Genomic DNA, 15,798 nt, shown 5'->3' with positions numbered 1-15,798 from the left:
GATGAGTGCAGAATTAATCAAGGCAATTGCCTTTGCTGCTGAGAAGCATAAGAATCAACGCAGAAAAGATTTAGAAGCCTCCCCTTATATCAATCACCCTATTGCATTGGCGAGCATATTGGCTAATGAAGGTGGGGTAACGGATATCAATGTGCTCTGCGCAGCAATCTTGCATGACACTATTGAAGATACCAAGACAACAGCCGAAGAGCTAAGAGAGCAGTTTGGTGAAAAAATTACTTCTATCGTATTAGAAGTAACTGACGATAAAAATCTTGATAAGGCCGTTCGAAAATTACAGCAAATTGAGCATGCCCCTCACGCTAGCCCTGAAGCTAAGCTGGTCAAATTAGCGGACAAGATAGCGAACCTACGAGATATGAAGGCTGCGCCACCTCACAACTGGGATGAGCAAAGAAAACAAGAATATTTTGATTGGGCAAAAAAGGTAATAGATGGAGTGCGTGGAACTAATAAGCAATTGGAGAATCTATTTGATTTGCTATATGTCAGTACCTAGAGTTGTCGTTTTAAACGACAGCGTAGAATCAAATTAACTATCAAGAAATATTAGGAGTCTTATGGCAACGCTTGGCAAAATTGAAAAAGTGGATTTGCGATCAGTATGGAGCAATGAAGCTACTGACTTTACGCCTTGGCTTTCTAAACAAGAGAACTTAGATGCGTTAAGCGAAGTTCTTGGAATGGATTTAGAGGCCATTGCTACAGAGCAGTTCGTGGGTCCATTTAGAGCAGATTTGTTATGCAAGGATGCTTATACACAAGCAACAGTGTTGATAGAAAATCAATTAGAAAAAACAAATCATTCGCACTTGGGACAAATCCTCACTTATGGCGCAGGATTAAATGTTAAAACAATTATTTGGATTGCCTCTCGTTTCACTGATGAGCATAGGGCTGCACTAGACTGGCTCAATGAAGCAACAGATGAGGGGTTTAGTTTTTTTGGTATTGAGATAGAGCTGCTTCGAATTGGTGATTCTGCACCTGCACCCCAATTCAAAATAATCTCTCAGCCAAATGCATGGTCTAAAAATATTAGAGAAACGGCGCAACATAGTGGTGAGCTGTCTGGGGCAAAGCAACAGCAATTGGCTTACTGGACTGCATTTAGAGAGTATGTAAAAGAGCATGGCAGCTCTTTAAGGCTTCAAAAGCCTCTTCCGCAGCATTGGACAAATTTAGCAATTGGCAGAAGTAATTATTGGCTATGTGCAAGGGTGAACACGCTTGCTGAAAATATCTCTGCCGATTTAAATATTGGCGAAAAGAACAAGGCTGGATTCAATGCTTTATATGCCCAAAAAGATGAGATAGAAAGAGAGTTTGGTAGTCCGCTAACTTGGAATGAGTTGCCGCAAAAGATTCAATCAATCATTGGCATTACAAAAGATGATGCCGACATAATGGACGAGGCAGATTGGGATAATCAGTTCGCTTGGTTGGCGGATAAATTAGAAAAATTAGACAAGGTTTTTAGAAGGCGAATTAGAGAACTGCAGGTCGAGGATTAATTTAGGAAAATAGTTTTCTAAAGTAAAGCCTTCTCCAGCCAACTGGTTCGGATACTAGATGCCCTTCAGCCATCAAGAAATCAGGCTTTTGAGCTTGTAATACATACTTTTTCGCAGCTTTCGATGCTGGGAGTCCAGCAATTACCGCAGCATCAATGGTTGCTTGAACTATAAAAAGTTCAAATCTCGGGTTCTTGTTAGAAATTTGCAAGGGCAATAAAAGGCTAATAATGATTGCACTAGATAGCATGGGGCTACCTCTTGGAGGGCGTATAGCCAATTCGATTGCCTGAATTATCAAAATAGTTGGTTACACCGCTGGGTGCCTTAACTTCGTAGCCAATCCTATTGCCCGAGTTGTCATAAACACCATTCTTAGAGCTTATGTTGTATTGGCTGTTATCCATGTTGTATGGACTATTGCGCATGTTGTATGGCGAGTTATCCATGTTGTATTGGCTGTTTTGCATGTTGTAGGGCGAATTGTCTAAATTCGTGACTTGGGCAAAGCTCTTTTGGGCATATAAAGCTGCTTGAGCGAGTAAAAAAATGGTGAGTAGATATTTCATGGGCTTCTCCTAAAAAGGGGTCTATAGAAGGAGAATAGGACGGGGCAGGCTCATTAAGTGAGCCCCCTGGCTAGTAATGTCGTTTTAAGCGACATCCATAACCAGTGGCTACAGAAGATTAGAATCAATTTATGGCTAACATCCCACTTTCCGCCCTTACAGATTCAGAGCTTATTGAACTATATCCATTGATTCTGAAAGAACTAAAGGCGAGGGGAATTATTAGAACCAATAACCTTATTGGTGAGCTAGGCGAATACTTAGCCGCCAATGCTTATAAATCGAATCCCAAATTACCTCAATTACAGCTGAACCTTAAAAGCACTAAGAACATAGACGCCACAAGTCAAAAAGGCGAAAGATATGCAATTAAAGCAACCTCTGGAAATGGAACGGGCGTATTTGCAAGTCTTCCAATTGAAGATGATGGCAAGGTTTATTTTGAATACTTAGTTCTTGTGCGATTTAACAAAGACTACACACTAGATTCGATTTATGAATTAACTTGGGAACAGTTCCTGCAGCATCGCAAAATGAAGCCCCCTGAAAATAAATGGAACCTGCCAATCACTGAAGCCGTTAAGAATTCAGCAAAGAAAATTATTTAGGATTTACATCCATTTTAAAAAGAATGTAATATAGTAACCAATGCATAGGCAAAGGTTATAAAATGGAATTTACTTCTTCACACATCTCAATTTCAGATGCAAGCGAAAAGCTTGATGTTTCTCTTGATACTATTCGTCGCTGGGAAAAGAAGGGGCTAATCAAAGCGCATAGAGCCAGTAATGGGCATCGATATTTTGATAAGAAAGAGCTGGATAGACTTTTAGCCAAAAATAGTGGCAGCGGGGATGTCGGCTACAAAGTCTTAAAAGCAAGGAAGAAGTCAGATTACACCGTTGTTGAGCTATTCGCTGGCGCGGGTGGCCTTGCATTGGGGATGGAGAATGCGGGTCTCGAGTGTAATTTGCTTGTAGAAATAGATAAAAAAGCTGTAAAAACCTTAAAGCAGAATCGCCCCAAGTGGAATGTTGTTGACGATGATATTGCAAATGTAGACTTCAAAAAAATTAAAGCCGATGTTGTGGCTGGGGGCTTTCCTTGTCAGGCATTTAGTTATGCTGGCAAGCGAATGGGGTTTGAAGACACAAGAGGAACTTTATTCTTTGAATACGCTAGAGCGGTAAAAGAAATTAAGCCGAAAGTAATTCTTGGTGAAAATGTTAAGGGTCTCGAGCGGCACGATAATGGCAGAACTCTTAGAACTATGCTGGATATCCTAGATGAGCTTGGTTACGATGTTGATTACAAGGTTTTACGAGCTCAATACTTTGATGTTGCCCAAAAACGGGAGCGACTTGTAATCTTTGGGGTTAGAAAAAATCTTAAGCGAAAGCTGGCTTTTCCCAAGGAGCAAAACTATACAGTCAGTTTACGGGAAGCATTGCGTGGCGCTCCGAAGGCTGACGGGCAGAAATATACCCCTGAGAAAAAGAAAATAATGGACTTAATTCCTCAGGGTGGATATTGGCGAGACTTGCCAGTCGCACTGCAGAAGAAGTATATGGGCGCTAGCTATCTTCTTGGAGGAGGAAAAACGGGGATGGCTAGAAGATTATCTTGGGATGAGCCTTCGCTAACACTAACATGTAACCCAGCTCAAAAACAAACTGAACGCTGCCACCCGGGCGAGACAAGACCGTTAAATGTTCGAGAATATGCCCGAATTCAATCATTTCCTGATGAGTGGCAGTTTTCGGGTTCGACGGCTTCTCAATATAAGCAAATAGGAAATGCTGTGCCAGTAAATCTTGGCTACCATATTGGCAAAGCGATTATTTCGATGCTTTCGGATTCTTACGACGAGAAGTCTTTGGTGGTTTTGGAACATAAGCTGATTTAAAAAATTGATCTGCTTCTTCGACGCCGCTCATTGATATGGCGGCTCTACAGTCTTTGATAACCTTTGGAATCGCTTTGAATACTTGCTCTAAGGCATCATCTACACCGGTGACAAGTTTGTAAAATCGATTTCCATCAATCTGGATAATTTTAGGATTTGCTTCGCAGCGAATGCCCCTTTCTTTGTCTGAGGGGGTAAACGGCTTTTCATAGCCTTGGGCGGTGCTTGGAATTATTTCTACAAAATATGCGGTATAGCCTTTGTAGTGACTTGCTTTTGGCATGACTAATTTATCTAACTCTTGATAGTTATTAACTCTTTTGCCCCCTGTAACGGTGTTATGTTTATTCTTAATCTCCGCAATAATTTTTCTCTTGGGATTAGCTAAATCAATACCACCGCCAACTTTTAAATCTTTCCACCCCTTTACAGAGCCCAGGATTTTTTGATGTAGCATGCCTATGTCATTCGAAAGAGTTTTTTGAATTTGTCGACTCTTTTCGCTTTTAAGCCAGTTATCAAAATCCATGTCGAAGCAAGCCATTTCCATGAGCATAGAAAAGGGGTCAATTACATTTCTCTCAAACTCCTCATTTGCCTTAATTTGTGCAGTGTCACCAATTGCTAGAATCTCACTAATTATTTTCTTAAATCGAGCATCAGTTATAAATGAGACATAGGGCATTAGATTCTCCAAAATTATCAGATATATTAGAAATGGTAACCTAGTTATAAAAATTTGATTTACATGAGTTCTTAAATGCAATTTTTAGTGTTTATTTGGAAAGAATTAAAGTGACTAATGAGCAATGAATCCAACCTAGAGTTTTTGGGCAAGATTAAGACTGAGAAGTTAACTTCTTTAGCCGAAGACTCCAAGAATGAGCTGGCAGAGATACATGCCGATCAAGCTCACTGGGCAAAGCATGGCACCAATCGCTCTAAACGAGCCGCCAAGAGTAAGAGTCAAATTATGGAGGAGTTAAGTCGTGAACGATTCCCGTGGGAAGAGTAAGCCCACGCTAGAGTCATTACTAAATGATCAACAAGTCATCACGGGTAAAGACTTAATTAAGCGCCACAAAGAAGAAGATAAGCAAAAAGCTCTACTACAAGAGGCTATTGAGTTTGAGCAGAGGAATCGTAGGCGAAAGTAGCTCTAGCTTGAAGTGTCGTTTAAAACGACATAAGCAAAAAAGCCCACTATAAAAGTGGGCTCTAAATGGGTCAGCTAAAAACACTATAGCTCTCTCCGAAAGATACTTAATTGCGGATTGCTGTCTTCCCAATACTTTGCTGAAGCAGTGTAGATATTGCCTGGAAGTGTAAGTTGATAAGTGATGTACCAACATAGCTTAGTGTCAGTGAAGAACTGTTCTGCAAAGATTGGATTTAAGCCGCCAACATTGGTCTGCCAGCTTTCTAAAAACAACTCTTCATAGTCAAATCCATCACCTAGCTGTGTTGTTGGCAGTTTAGTAGTTAATCCGCTTGATATTGAAGGGTAATGCTTTTCTGAATATCCTTGGTTAGATATTTTTTGATTGAACAAATCAAAAAACGCACTTTGCTCTTTGAACTTTTTTTCAAAACCATACTCATACGCAAATTCAGCAATTGAATGGCTGATGATATGCTGCACTTGCATGTCAGCTTCTTTTGTAATATTGGTCATAATATTCTCCTTAATAAATGACATTAGGTGGGACTTGACTCTTACGCCGAGCCAGTCTTCCAATGTTGTGAATGATGTTGCGAAATGACCCATTAGCTGCTTGAATCGTGAGCAATAAATCAACATCTGCAATATCAACCCCTGTCTTGCTAACAATAGCTCTCGCCACATTCAAATACTCGCTAGCTTGTGCTGCATTCATTTCGACTAAGACGCAGCGATCTAACAAACCCTTATCAAGCTGTGAGACATTGTTAGTGGTGAGTATGAATACGCCCCTAGTCGTATTGAGCGCTGACTTTAAACTTTGCTGAGCCAGCTTGGTTAGGTTATCTACCTCATCAATGATGAAGTAATGCAAGCCGCTGGCATTAATTGATGACCTACTTAAAATAGCTTCAATCAAAGTCATTACTTGCGGACCCGAGAATCCCTGCTGACACGCAATCATTTCTTCGGGCAAGCTTAAGTCTTCACCCGTCTTACCCTGTTCGATTGCGTTAGGTAGCATTTTTGCGAGAGTGGTCTTGCCTGTTCCAAAGACTCCGTATAAAAGAATGGCTGATTTGCCGCTACTAGGTATCGTTTCGGTATCGCTGACAATATCCTCGATTCGCAAGCGACTTTCGGTATTGCCAAAGATAATGTCGTTAATCGTTTGAGGTTCATGAAATGGCTCCTTATTAATAAGCATTTTGGTTATTCCTTTTGTATATTGGTAAGTGGAGAGCGCTCATAACGCCCTCCAATCTTGTTTAAGCCGCTTTAGTTTGTGTAACTACAGCGCCATCGGCATCATTCGCCGCTGCAATAGTTGCCTTGGCTTCAGCTAGGATTTCTTGTTGCTTGCCATACAGAGCTACAAAAGCAGCATTCACCAATCCATCGCTTCGTAATACGGCTCGGATACCAAAGCTGCCATCAGCTTGTTGTTCAGCAAGTAATACACATGCATCCCCCATAAAATCAGCATCTGCAACATGCGATAGCAACTCTGACTTAGCAAAGCCTAAATAGCTTTCACGACCTGCCACGACTGCTTTAGCGATTTCAGCTTTTGCTTTAGGGCTGATATAGGTTGCGCTACGACCAAGACGAATCTCTTGTATGCCGCCGTTTTCCTCAATCCAAGTTGCTAAGTCAGCAATAGCTACTCTGCACTTTTGAGCTTGACGCAACACGAGTGAATAAGTGCTTACACGACGACGATCAATGTTGCCAAAGACTGCCCGAACGACTCGAGTAGCAAGAGGCAGCTCTTTCTTGTAGGTGTAGTTGCGTTCTTTGAAAAACTTCTCCAAAGACTCGCTACGCACTTTAGCTTGTTCTAAAGTCAGCTCACCGCAATAAGCTAAACAATCAGCCAAAACAGCATATAAAGCTTGATTGCTTGTTTTGTATGCACCCTGTTCCCATGTAATACGATTTGCTTCAATGCTAATAAGCGATTTGAGTGCATTATTAGTATTAATTGCTGCTGCTTTGTCGTTTAAAACGACAGATGTTGCTACTACTGCATTAGTTGTTTCTACGATTGCATTCATTTTTAATTCCTTTTTAAATAGCAGCACTGATTGATAGAATTGGTAAAGCGTTTTTGTGCTGCATGTATCTATTAGAAATCTCAAAATGGTGTTTTTTTAGGCATATGAAAGAAAGGTCAGCTACCTAAATGGCGATGGATTTCTACTACAAGGGCTTGGGTCCTGAAGAGCGCATCTTTGCGCAAACCCCTGAAGCAGCTGCCGCTAAAGCAAAAGGAACTTTGTATGAGGCATGGTTTGATGTACTGCAAACATCGCCTTGGTATCACAAGATTTGTGAGACGAATGAGTTTCCTACTAGCAAGGCTCAAGAAGCATTGGAACACTTTGGAGATTTGCGGGGCAAGACATTTAGTAAGTGGTGGCTAGAGAGGGGCTACAAGATCTTTGCTGAAGTTGTGCCTTATCAGCCAATGCAAATTGCTGACCTAAAGATTGAAGTGAAGAAATCCAAAGATCAAAAGAAGCCGCCACTACTTAAGATTGAAGTGCCGCTTAATCTATCTCCAGCTGCACTTAAAGAGCAGTTCAATGAGATTCTTAAAGCGCACAAGTTGTATTCAGATGAATTTGATCGTTGGGATTACAGCACTGCCCAAGTGCATCAAGAGCGTGAAACCAAGTTAACCTATGCCACGATTAAAAAGTGGATGCAGGTATATAGGGAGTATGAAAAGCAAAAAGATAAGAAAGACTTCAAGCTCTATAACTTTGCTAAAGAGCAGGAATTGCATCCAACGCTATTTAGAGGATTATTAAAAAGAGGGGAGGTGCCAGATCAGGGTGACTTACGAACTCAGGCAAGTAATGTGGCTAGTGACATTTTGAAGAAAGCCATGTTCTTAATGGCAAATGCTACTGAAATGAGTTTTCCCAATACAGCGCCCCATGAATGGGTGGTAACGAGTAATAGAGCTAAAAAGACTAAGAAGGAATGATGTTTATATAGAGGGGTAAGGTATTCTTATAACAACTTGTAAGCAACTATAGGGGGTTATATGGATTTCTATCTAAAAGCACCAGTGTGGGAACAGCAACATGACTGCCCTAATACGACAAAGATAGCTAAACCAATAAATCCTATAAAAGTAAGGAACGCTCGTGTAATAGAAATTATTGACGCGAAATATAGGGGGTCAACATTTAGTGGCACCTTCTTGCTAGGCGATCAAGTGCTTATTCTTGATAGTAAAAAGAAAGGCACTAGAGTTGAAGTGTTGTGTAAGTGGTTTGGTCATAGGCTTGCTACAAGGGGTTTAGCTTTTACGGTCAACTTAAAGAAAACACGAGTTAACGACAAATACACTGGGACTGTTTTTACTGATTTCGCTAAGGTTAAACGAGCTCGACAGCAGCTTTAAGCTGATCAGGGCTGCTATACAGATAGGTAGCAGTGGTGCTGATGTTGCGGTGCCCAGCCAGACTCTTCAATATATGAATTGCTGTGCCTTTATTGGCAAGTCCAGTAAGAAATGACCTTCTACCTGAATGTGAGCTACATCCAGCTAGGCCGACATTGCGATAAAGATAAAAGAAGTACTGGGTCAAGGAGTTCGCACTAAACCCATCCTTTTTCTGCGTATAGAACAGGGGTTTGCTGACATCCTTAATTTTGAGCACTTTGATGTACTGGGCTAATTCTTTTTGCATCCGCACATTTAAATAAACAGTGCGGGCATGTTTGCCCTTTGTTTGATCGGGCAATAAGCGCACTTCACCCTTAATAGTGTTGTCGCCGTTTAAAACATCGTTTATGCGTAGAGCGGCAACTTCACCTACTCGCATACCCGCATAGTGCGTAAGCAGCAACATAGCGCGATTACGCATGCTATGCCTGCGTGTAGCTGTGTAATCTAAAACTCTGCGCAGTTCTTGTGCCGTTAAAACTTTGGCTTGTGACATCTGTATCTCCCTGAAAAATATTAAATGCAGAGCTACAGTATGTTTTCTTAGATTAGGTTAGGGCAACCGAAAATGGTTGATTAAGATCTCCACTAAATTCAATGACTTAGCGTAAAACATAAGAGTCTCGTAATTCTCTTATATTTATCGTGGCATTTACGCCACGAACTAAAAGACCTGTTTAAAAGCCCTACAAGCAGTTTGATTTTCGGGTCAGCTACCCAAGCCAGCGAGGGAGAATAATTTATGTTGCTAGGGGGTAATTTTTTTGGTTAAGGTTAGTGCTTCGTCTAATTGGGCTTTAGTTTTTGCAATTGTGAAATCAGAAGCACGACTATGGTGATAGAAGATTTTTTTAGCCCCATGCGATGAATACCATCTAAGCAATGTCTCGGCAGCGGTGGAGGTCTTCGTTAATTTGTGACCTGCAATTTGATTTTTTTTGAACAGCTCAAGATCCTTAGTTAGAAATTTATACAAATAATGCGATTGCGATAGATCCTTACTCTTCCTTATTTTTGTCAAAAATTTATCTGATGTTAAAAATTCACAATAATAATTCTCAATACCAGCTTTTTTAGCTACTGTAATGAGGTTAAGGACTTTATCGCAAATGACTTCTTCTAAGTTTCCTTCTAGGTAAAAATCGATTTCAATTCTATGGCTCGACAGCATCTCATCGCGCAGTTGCTTATTTAAATCCGCTATAGTGACCGTGCCTTTTTTGGTAGCCATGATTTCTCCTAGTAGTTGTATTAATGTATCAGACATTTAAGGCAAACTGCGTTCGCCTGTGATTTCGCTTGTCGCTCATCACATTTTTCTTTCTTTTGATTTGTCTTTGATATTGATTGGGTGACAGAACTTTTAGTCAAACGACGGCTATATTGATTTTTTAAGAATCAAGATAACCGCCGCTCAATGTTAGATTGGTATGACATCACTTCTAGCTAACACGACTCTAAAAGGTATTTCGAGAGACTGATGTATTAAAACTCTCAACCTACTGTTGCATTGATTTGCATTGTAGGAACCTGCGGCCTACTTGTGATGTGTAACCTTTAGAGCAGTTACACCAAGTGCGGGGTCATTAGCCGTTATATTACAACCCGCGTTTTTGCCAATTAAGGTTGGCTATACCATTTTCTGTTGCTCTATTTGCCTATGTAGTTGCCTGCGTATTTTTTTATATAAGTTTAAAACTTGATAAATGCGTTTTTGAGTAGCTTTATTTTTAAATGCCTGAAGTAGTTCAATTTGTTTATGCGTTAAAAGATCAAAGCAATCATTTAATAACTGTTTACTGGCAGCTTTTGCTCGGATGTAATTAGTTTTTAGGTTGGGATTGAAAAAGTTACATGGGTTATAGCCATTAGCTTTCAGCCAATGATCCCTTAACTTCATATCTTTGATGGTTTGATAGCTTTGCATAAAGTTATTTAGTGAAACCTAATAAAAGCAGACTAATTCTGGTTCTGATTATTAGATTCAGACAGATCATGGAAAAAAGTGGTTGCTCAACCGAAAACTCTGACAATAAATTAAGTGTGCCCATTAACTTAAAGGAGAAAACAATGAGTGCACTAACAAGTTTGAAATTGACAGCATCAAAAAAACCTAGCAGCGTACCGCCCATCCTACATCGCAGGAATAAGCTATCTACAAAGATTTGGGAGCAAATACAGCTCGCTAATGCTCAAAAGGCAGGCGATACCTTTACTGTCAAGAAATTCAAAACAGTGAAAGATGTTGATGGCTCTAGCAAAAGTATTGAAATGCAAAAGAGAGTTCGCCCTTGGTGGTTTGTATCTAGCGAGGGAAAAGTTTGTGTCAATGTTCGTTATGGCGCAAAACTTATTGAATTAGCTAAAGGTAAAACCGCAGTTGAAGTAGCTACTGCCGAAGATTTAATCAAAACGCTAGAAGTGATTAAGGCTGCTGTAGAAGCGGGGGAGCTAGATGGTCAGATTGAGCAGGCTAGTGGTGCAGTCAGGGCTGGGTTTGGAAGATGAAGAAATATCTTCTGTGGGTTCGCATAAGTCCAACCCAAACTACCAATACTTTCGTATATGCGGATAACCAGTTAGCCGCAAAGATGCTGGGTGAGCATATGTATGGCGTTGGAAATGTATTGAATTACACGGAAGTAAGTGAGTAAATGAAAGTGGCTTAAATACTTGATGCGCTTTTATGAATTTAAAAACATCAAACCTATTAAGCCACTTTCTCCCGAGCAGGCTCGCGTTTCCGTATTAAAGAAAAAAGTGGCTTCAGCAAAACAGCAACTCCGCACTGAAAAAGGTAAGCAGCTAATCAAGCCCATCAAGTCGGTGGGTAGCGCATCCTAAAAAATAAGTCGCGCAATTTTTAACGCCATTGGAGATCTCGGCCTCTGGTGATTTAAATCTAACCCCACCTCGTATTCGTAATAATTCTTATTACGAGAAAAGCGGAGATTTGAGTCAAATCTGGTGGTTTTATGGGTTTTTTTGAGAAATACGGATTTAGATATTTGCGGGACTGACAGGCATAGCGATGCTGCTGCCAAATGGTTTGTCGTTTAAAACGACACTTCACAGCTAAGCCAGCCGCTCAGCCGCCAATGTAGCTGTCATCTTGCTGTAATGCCTCTCTAACATCCCCACGCTAGTGCCCATCTGCTTTGCCAGTGTGTGCACATCCATATTCCCCTCTATTAATGCCATCGTTGCGTAGGTATGCCGCAGGCTATAAAGAGTTCTGTTTTGCCCTGTAGCGGTATCTTTAAGTAAGCCACTAGCTTTCATCAGCCATATAAAGGTTGTGTGAAAGCTCTTGGGCTGTGTGCCATCACTTAATCTAAATAAGGGAATGTTGTATTTCTTGCGTAGCACCTCATCCAGCGTCAACCCTGCAAACAATTTCTCTCTACTAGCGAGTCTTTGTAATGCCGCTTCTGCGTAGTGTTTGGCAATCAAATAACGAGCCCCTGTTTTGCCGCTTACCCATATACGCAAATAACGCTTATCCGTTTTGTGATCTACATACCATTCAATGTGCTTCCAGTGAATGTTCAAGCTCTCTTTGCCACTACGCATCCCAGTGCTAATCAGTAGCTCTATATAGTCACGGCTTAGTAAGCGCATCTCTTTAGCTAATGCACTATGCCCACCCAAGCTGTAGTCTTTTAAAAAGTTGAGTAAGTAATCTAATTCAGCACGACTAAAAGCAGGGCGAGATTTTCCTTTGGCGCCACGACGGCTTAAATGGGCTAATGGTACTTGTGCGCTGATATAGCCTCGTTGCACTGCTAGGCTAATAATTCGGTTGTAAGCACTAGAGTGGGTGGCTAATGTGCTCGCTAGTGGGGTTCGTTTCATGAGTGTGTTGCGCCAAATCTCATATTCCCGCATGTGCTCCGCTTTAATATTTTCTATAAAGCGTTTGCCAAAGAACGGAAGCAAATACTTATTAATGACCCTTATGTAGTCTTTATTGGTCATTGCCTTAATGTTTGCATCAATCTCATCTTGAAGTTCTTTTAGGGTTTCTTTGGCAATGGCATCGAATTTGCGTCTTGTGTAGCTAACCCCCATACGCTCTCTAAAGCGGGCTTCATCGTAAATTTCACAAGCGGCACGACTGGCAAACTCTAAGTTGTGGTGTTTGGTGGAAATGGAATGCCACTTACGATCAAAGAGTTTGAAGCGGGCTTGCCACACATCACTGCGATCCCTTTTATACAAAATCAGCTCACCTTCTCTTAGGCGGTGAGTATTTGGGGTGGGCTTTTGGGTCGGAACTACATAGAGCTGGTGGATGTTAGTGCTAACTTCACTTTTGATGGGATGTATGTTGGCGCTGCTGGGGAAAGCAGGCAAGGTGTTTTTACGCATTTGAGTTGCCCAAAATGTAAGCGTAAATTCAGACCAAAGTTTTGGGCAAGAGCCTTTTCTAAATTATTTTTTATATGCCCTGCGCTTGCGCTGTCTTTTTAAACGACATTTACTAAATGACTAGGGTTTGCCCTGAAGTGCTGTGGAGTTATAGTTATAAGATTAAGAATAAAAAAGGCATAACCAGTGAATAAAAAAATCATAGCAGTGATGCTCATTGCATCCATCGTGTCCGCAGGTTGTGCCAGCACAGTTGCAAATCCAGTTCCCGTTGCGCAGGTTGGAGACGAAACAAAATCTTGCGATGCTATTGCTAATGAAATGCAGAAAATGGTTACTGCACAAGTTACGGCTGATGGTGACAAAGACAAGCAGATAGGCACTAATGCGGCACTTGGTGTAACAGGTATTTTTCTATTGGGCATTCCTTGGTTCTTTATGGATTTAGGCGGTGCGGCAACTGCGGAACAAAAAGCGGCAAGAGCAAGATATGAACGCTTAGAGCAAATGCAGATTGATAAGAAGTGTCCCGCAACGCCCGTAGTTAAAGAGGAGCAGGTTAAGGGTGGCGAGAACATTATTCGCACTACAACTCCAATGGCTGAGTCAGCCAGCCCATCCCCAGCTCGTGCCGCAATTACACCAGCCGCCAAGTCAGCCACAGCAAATGATTTGCCTAACCCTGCTAAAAAATTGGAAGACTTAAACACAATGCTTAAGAAAGGCTTGATTACACAAGACGAATACAACGCTAAAAAGACTGAAATTCTAAAAAATATGTGATTGACACACGCTTGCACCGTTAAGCAGGATAGAGCATCCCCACCAAACCCTGATAGAGCAGAGGATTAATACATCTCTGCTTCATCCATCAAATATCCCCATTACCACCCCACATTCCTTAAAAACTGAAAAAGTGGCAACACTACAAACGCAAATTGAGCGAGGACTCTAGAGGGCGGTAGATCAAGTGTTTATGGGCTAGTAGGGCTGCAGTTGAGGCAGAATTTCAACAGTCAACCATAATTGAGGGCTTATAAATCAGTTTCATTTATAATTTCAAGTCTTGGCCTGGTAGCTCAGTCGGTAGAGCAGAGGATTGAAAATCCTTGTGTCGGTGGTTCGATTCCGCCCCGGGCCACCAAGAAACACCAAAACCACCTTCGGGTGGTTTTTTCATTTCTATTTATCAAGTTATCTATGGTGGGTGCTTGTAATGTCGTTTAAAACGACGCTTTTAATTGCTAAGTCCAGTAGAGGACTCTGGGATTCTTTGAAAGAATTTGTTGTCTCAGTTCTGGAGAATTTGTTAAAGACAAAAACTGCTTCATTTGGGATTCATAAGTTTCGGTTGCTTCAAATCTTGTATGCGGCCAATCGCTACCCCACAGGAGGCGGGACGCCCCAATTTGCTTGAGCCAATATTCAAAAATAGTTTGATGATTTATGTTTGGCGTTCTGTATTGAGCACTCAATTTCACCCAGATGTTGCCCCGATGTTTCCTAATGCCATCATTTAATTTTTCAAACTCATCATTAGCTTGAGGTCTGCCAAAGTGATCAATCACTATGTCTATTCCATTGGGTATGGCTAGCAGAATCCCATTTAGTAAGCCATCATCATGATGTATTTGTAAATGCATATTCAACCCTTTTAAAAGGTTGATAAGGCCTTCGTAATTTTTAAGGGTTCCAAGCGGATCTTCATCGCCCGCTAAATTAAGTCTGATTCCACAAACCCCTTGTTTGCTAAGTTCAAGCAATTCTTTTTGTGAGGCTTTGGGGTCAGTCACTCCAACCCCTCTTAAATATCTAGGATTTTGTTTAATGGCTTCAAGTAGTAGCGTGTTGTCAAAACCTAGAAAGCTCGGCTGAACAATGACCCCGCCAGTTATTTGTTGTGCATCAGCTACTTTGGCCCAATCATCTATTGAGGCGTTGTAATCGACAGAGTAGCGAGCCTGAGTCTCATTTAAAAGGCTTTTATCAAAAATATGGAAGTGGGTATCGACATTCATGGGAATTATGGTAGCATAACTCATCTAGATGAGTAAATGAGTTGAAAATACGGGTATGGCTAAAGAGTTAATGGGTTATCAGGGCTTGGCTACGGCCTTTAGGGATAAGGTTGAAAGTGGTGCATGGCAGATTGCTGAAGCCATTCCATCCGAAGCCAGTCTTGCTAAAGAGTACGGCGTAGCAGTTGGAACAATTCGACAGGCGATTGCTCAGCTCGCTGATGATGGAGTGTTGGTTAAACGACATGGCAAAAGCACAGTGGTCAGTAGTGGGCTTAATGGGCAATCAATGCTCAGGTTTTTTCGTTATCAATTAGATGAGCAAGAACAGCTATCCCCCCAAGCAAAGGTTTTAGATTTAAAGGAAGTTGCTTTAGATAAAGAAATAACTAGGTTAACGGGTTGGTCTTGTAAGTCGCTATTAAAAATTCATCGTCTTCGCTTAATTGATGGCAAGCCCTTGCTCTACGAAACAATTTATTTGCCCCTACCGAAGTTTAAGAAGTTAGCCGGCTACAAGCCAAAAGATTTTGAAGATTTGTTTTATCCGATGTATGCAAAGGTATGTGGAGTTGCGGTAATCAAAGCCAAGGATCAGGTTGGATTTGAGTTGATGAAAAAAACGGATGCAAAAGCATTAGCAATGAAAGAAGGTCATCCAGCCGTAAGAGTGAATCGTATCGCATTTGATTTAACTGGTAAGCCAGTTGAATTTCGCAGTTCAGTAGGGGATGCTATGGCATTCCAATATTCAGCAGAAGTTAATTAAGGAGA

At 41.2% G+C, this 15,798-nt stretch carries 23 protein-coding genes and 1 tRNA gene; 13 read left to right on the top strand and 11 right to left on the bottom strand.

Annotation, left to right across the window (positions count from 1 at the left end):
• Position 1 precedes the first annotated feature (1 nt).
• Both C2755_RS10270 and C2755_RS10265 read left to right on the top strand, forming a co-directional pair.
• Positions 2–520: an HD domain-containing protein gene (locus tag C2755_RS10270; protein ID WP_215321227.1), complete on the top strand. Its 519-nt coding sequence runs from the start codon at positions 2–4 to the stop codon at positions 518–520.
• 184 nt (positions 521–704) lie between these two features.
• Positions 705–1,535: a DUF4268 domain-containing protein gene (locus C2755_RS10265; protein ID WP_215321226.1), complete on the top strand. Its 831-nt coding sequence runs from the start codon at positions 705–707 to the stop codon at positions 1,533–1,535.
• A gap of 1 nt (position 1,536) precedes the next feature.
• Here the strand turns inward: C2755_RS10265 and C2755_RS10260 are convergent, their stop codons facing one another.
• Together C2755_RS10260 and C2755_RS10255 are read right to left on the bottom strand one after the other, a co-directional pair.
• A complete protein-coding gene (locus C2755_RS10260) occupies positions 1,537–1,785 on the bottom strand; it encodes a hypothetical protein (protein ID WP_215321225.1) in 249 nt (82 codons plus the stop codon).
• A 4-nt stretch (positions 1,786–1,789) separates the two neighbouring features.
• Complete coding sequence (locus C2755_RS10255) at positions 1,790–2,104, bottom strand: hypothetical protein (protein ID WP_215321224.1); 315 nt, start codon at positions 2,102–2,104, stop codon at positions 1,790–1,792.
• Positions 2,105–2,235: 131 nt separating this feature from the next.
• On the opposite strand from C2755_RS10255, the gene C2755_RS10250 reads away from it, so the two are divergent.
• On the top strand, positions 2,236–2,712 hold the full coding sequence (locus tag C2755_RS10250; protein ID WP_215321223.1) for a hypothetical protein: 477 nt from the start codon (positions 2,236–2,238) through the stop codon (positions 2,710–2,712).
• 62 nt (positions 2,713–2,774) lie between these two features.
• Positions 2,775–4,010, top strand: coding sequence for a DNA (cytosine-5-)-methyltransferase (gene dcm / locus C2755_RS10245; RefSeq protein WP_215321222.1), 1,236 nt, complete (start codon positions 2,775–2,777; stop codon positions 4,008–4,010).
• Here dcm and C2755_RS10240 read toward each other — a convergent pair.
• Positions 3,943–4,695, bottom strand: a complete 753-nt coding sequence (locus C2755_RS10240; RefSeq protein ID WP_215321221.1) for an Eco47II family restriction endonuclease — start codon at positions 4,693–4,695, stop codon at positions 3,943–3,945. The genes dcm and C2755_RS10240 overlap by 68 nt on opposite strands.
• Positions 4,696–4,812: 117 nt before the next feature.
• Here C2755_RS10240 and C2755_RS10235 point away from each other — a divergent pair, with 117 nt between their 5' ends.
• Positions 4,813–5,025, top strand: coding sequence for a hypothetical protein (locus C2755_RS10235; RefSeq protein ID WP_215321220.1), 213 nt, complete (start codon positions 4,813–4,815; stop codon positions 5,023–5,025).
• A 225-nt stretch (positions 5,026–5,250) separates the two neighbouring features.
• On the opposite strand, the gene C2755_RS10230 is transcribed toward C2755_RS10235, so the two are convergent.
• The 3 genes from C2755_RS10230 to C2755_RS10220 form a co-directional block, all read right to left on the bottom strand.
• Positions 5,251–5,685, bottom strand: coding sequence for a hypothetical protein (locus C2755_RS10230; RefSeq protein WP_215321219.1), 435 nt, complete (start codon positions 5,683–5,685; stop codon positions 5,251–5,253).
• Positions 5,686–5,695: 10 nt separating this feature from the next.
• Positions 5,696–6,379, bottom strand: a complete 684-nt coding sequence (locus tag C2755_RS10225) for an AAA family ATPase (RefSeq protein WP_215321218.1) — start codon at positions 6,377–6,379, stop codon at positions 5,696–5,698.
• A 61-nt stretch (positions 6,380–6,440) separates the two neighbouring features.
• On the bottom strand, positions 6,441–7,229 hold the full coding sequence (locus C2755_RS10220) for a hypothetical protein (RefSeq protein WP_215321217.1): 789 nt from the start codon (positions 7,227–7,229) through the stop codon (positions 6,441–6,443).
• Positions 7,230–7,357: 128 nt separating this feature from the next.
• Between C2755_RS10220 and C2755_RS10215 the strand changes: the two genes are divergently transcribed.
• Together C2755_RS10215 and C2755_RS10210 are read left to right on the top strand one after the other, a co-directional pair.
• Positions 7,358–8,167 carry a hypothetical protein gene (locus C2755_RS10215; protein WP_215321216.1) on the top strand — a complete coding sequence of 270 codons (810 nt, stop codon included), beginning with the start codon at positions 7,358–7,360 and terminating at the stop codon, positions 8,165–8,167.
• A 60-nt stretch (positions 8,168–8,227) separates the two neighbouring features.
• Positions 8,228–8,590 carry a hypothetical protein gene (locus C2755_RS10210; protein WP_215321215.1) on the top strand — a complete coding sequence of 121 codons (363 nt, stop codon included), beginning with the start codon at positions 8,228–8,230 and terminating at the stop codon, positions 8,588–8,590.
• Here C2755_RS10210 and C2755_RS10205 read toward each other — a convergent pair.
• The 3 genes from C2755_RS10205 to C2755_RS10195 all read right to left on the bottom strand — a co-directional run bounded on the left by C2755_RS10205 (position 8,565) and on the right by C2755_RS10195 (position 10,562).
• Complete coding sequence (locus tag C2755_RS10205; protein ID WP_215321214.1) at positions 8,565–9,131, bottom strand: site-specific integrase; 567 nt, start codon at positions 9,129–9,131, stop codon at positions 8,565–8,567. The two genes, C2755_RS10210 and C2755_RS10205, sit on opposite strands and share 26 nt — an antisense overlap.
• Before the next feature lie 252 nt (positions 9,132–9,383).
• Positions 9,384–9,866, bottom strand: coding sequence for a hypothetical protein (locus C2755_RS10200; protein ID WP_215321213.1), 483 nt, complete (start codon positions 9,864–9,866; stop codon positions 9,384–9,386).
• Positions 9,867–10,265: 399 nt separating this feature from the next.
• A complete protein-coding gene (locus C2755_RS10195) occupies positions 10,266–10,562 on the bottom strand; it encodes a hypothetical protein (RefSeq protein WP_215321212.1) in 297 nt (98 codons plus the stop codon).
• Positions 10,563–10,705: 143 nt separating this feature from the next.
• Between C2755_RS10195 and C2755_RS10190 the strand changes: the two genes are divergently transcribed.
• Genes C2755_RS10190 through C2755_RS10180 form a run of 3 tightly spaced genes read left to right on the top strand, consistent with a single transcriptional unit; the run spans position 10,706 to position 11,479 of the window.
• Positions 10,706–11,143 (top strand): DUF6641 family protein, encoded by a 438-nt coding sequence (locus C2755_RS10190; protein WP_215321211.1) that lies wholly within the window; start codon positions 10,706–10,708, stop codon positions 11,141–11,143.
• Positions 11,140–11,289, top strand: coding sequence for a hypothetical protein (locus C2755_RS10185; protein ID WP_215321210.1), 150 nt, complete (start codon positions 11,140–11,142; stop codon positions 11,287–11,289). Before C2755_RS10190 ends, C2755_RS10185 begins: the two co-directional genes overlap by 4 nt.
• Before the next feature lie 22 nt (positions 11,290–11,311).
• Positions 11,312–11,479 (top strand): hypothetical protein, encoded by a 168-nt coding sequence (locus C2755_RS10180; protein WP_215321209.1) that lies wholly within the window; start codon positions 11,312–11,314, stop codon positions 11,477–11,479.
• 231 nt (positions 11,480–11,710) lie between these two features.
• On the opposite strand, the gene C2755_RS10175 is transcribed toward C2755_RS10180, so the two are convergent.
• Positions 11,711–13,006 carry an integrase gene (locus C2755_RS10175; RefSeq protein ID WP_251368480.1) on the bottom strand — a complete coding sequence of 432 codons (1,296 nt, stop codon included), beginning with the start codon at positions 13,004–13,006 and terminating at the stop codon, positions 11,711–11,713.
• A 186-nt stretch (positions 13,007–13,192) separates the two neighbouring features.
• On the opposite strand from C2755_RS10175, the gene C2755_RS10170 reads away from it, so the two are divergent.
• Both C2755_RS10170 and C2755_RS10165 read left to right on the top strand, forming a co-directional pair.
• The gene (locus C2755_RS10170) at positions 13,193–13,789 is read left to right on the top strand and encodes an SHOCT domain-containing protein (protein ID WP_215321208.1); all 597 of its coding nucleotides are present in this window, start codon (positions 13,193–13,195) and stop codon (positions 13,787–13,789) included.
• Positions 13,790–14,074: 285 nt separating this feature from the next.
• Positions 14,075–14,150: transfer RNA gene (locus C2755_RS10165), tRNA-Phe, on the top strand.
• Between the two features lie 100 nt (positions 14,151–14,250).
• On the opposite strand, the gene C2755_RS10160 is transcribed toward C2755_RS10165, so the two are convergent.
• Positions 14,251–15,024 carry an amidohydrolase gene (locus tag C2755_RS10160; RefSeq protein ID WP_215321207.1) on the bottom strand — a complete coding sequence of 258 codons (774 nt, stop codon included), beginning with the start codon at positions 15,022–15,024 and terminating at the stop codon, positions 14,251–14,253.
• A 55-nt stretch (positions 15,025–15,079) separates the two neighbouring features.
• Between C2755_RS10160 and C2755_RS10155 the strand changes: the two genes are divergently transcribed.
• On the top strand, positions 15,080–15,793 hold the full coding sequence (locus C2755_RS10155) for a GntR family transcriptional regulator (RefSeq protein ID WP_215321206.1): 714 nt from the start codon (positions 15,080–15,082) through the stop codon (positions 15,791–15,793).
• Positions 15,794–15,798 lie beyond the last annotated feature (5 nt).

Source organism: Polynucleobacter sp. MWH-S4W17, from assembly GCF_018687535.1.
Taxonomy (GTDB): Bacteria; Pseudomonadota; Gammaproteobacteria; order Burkholderiales; family Burkholderiaceae; genus Polynucleobacter.
The sequence above is the reverse complement of the archived record's forward strand: the minus strand, read 5'-3'. Positions and strand labels throughout refer to the sequence as shown.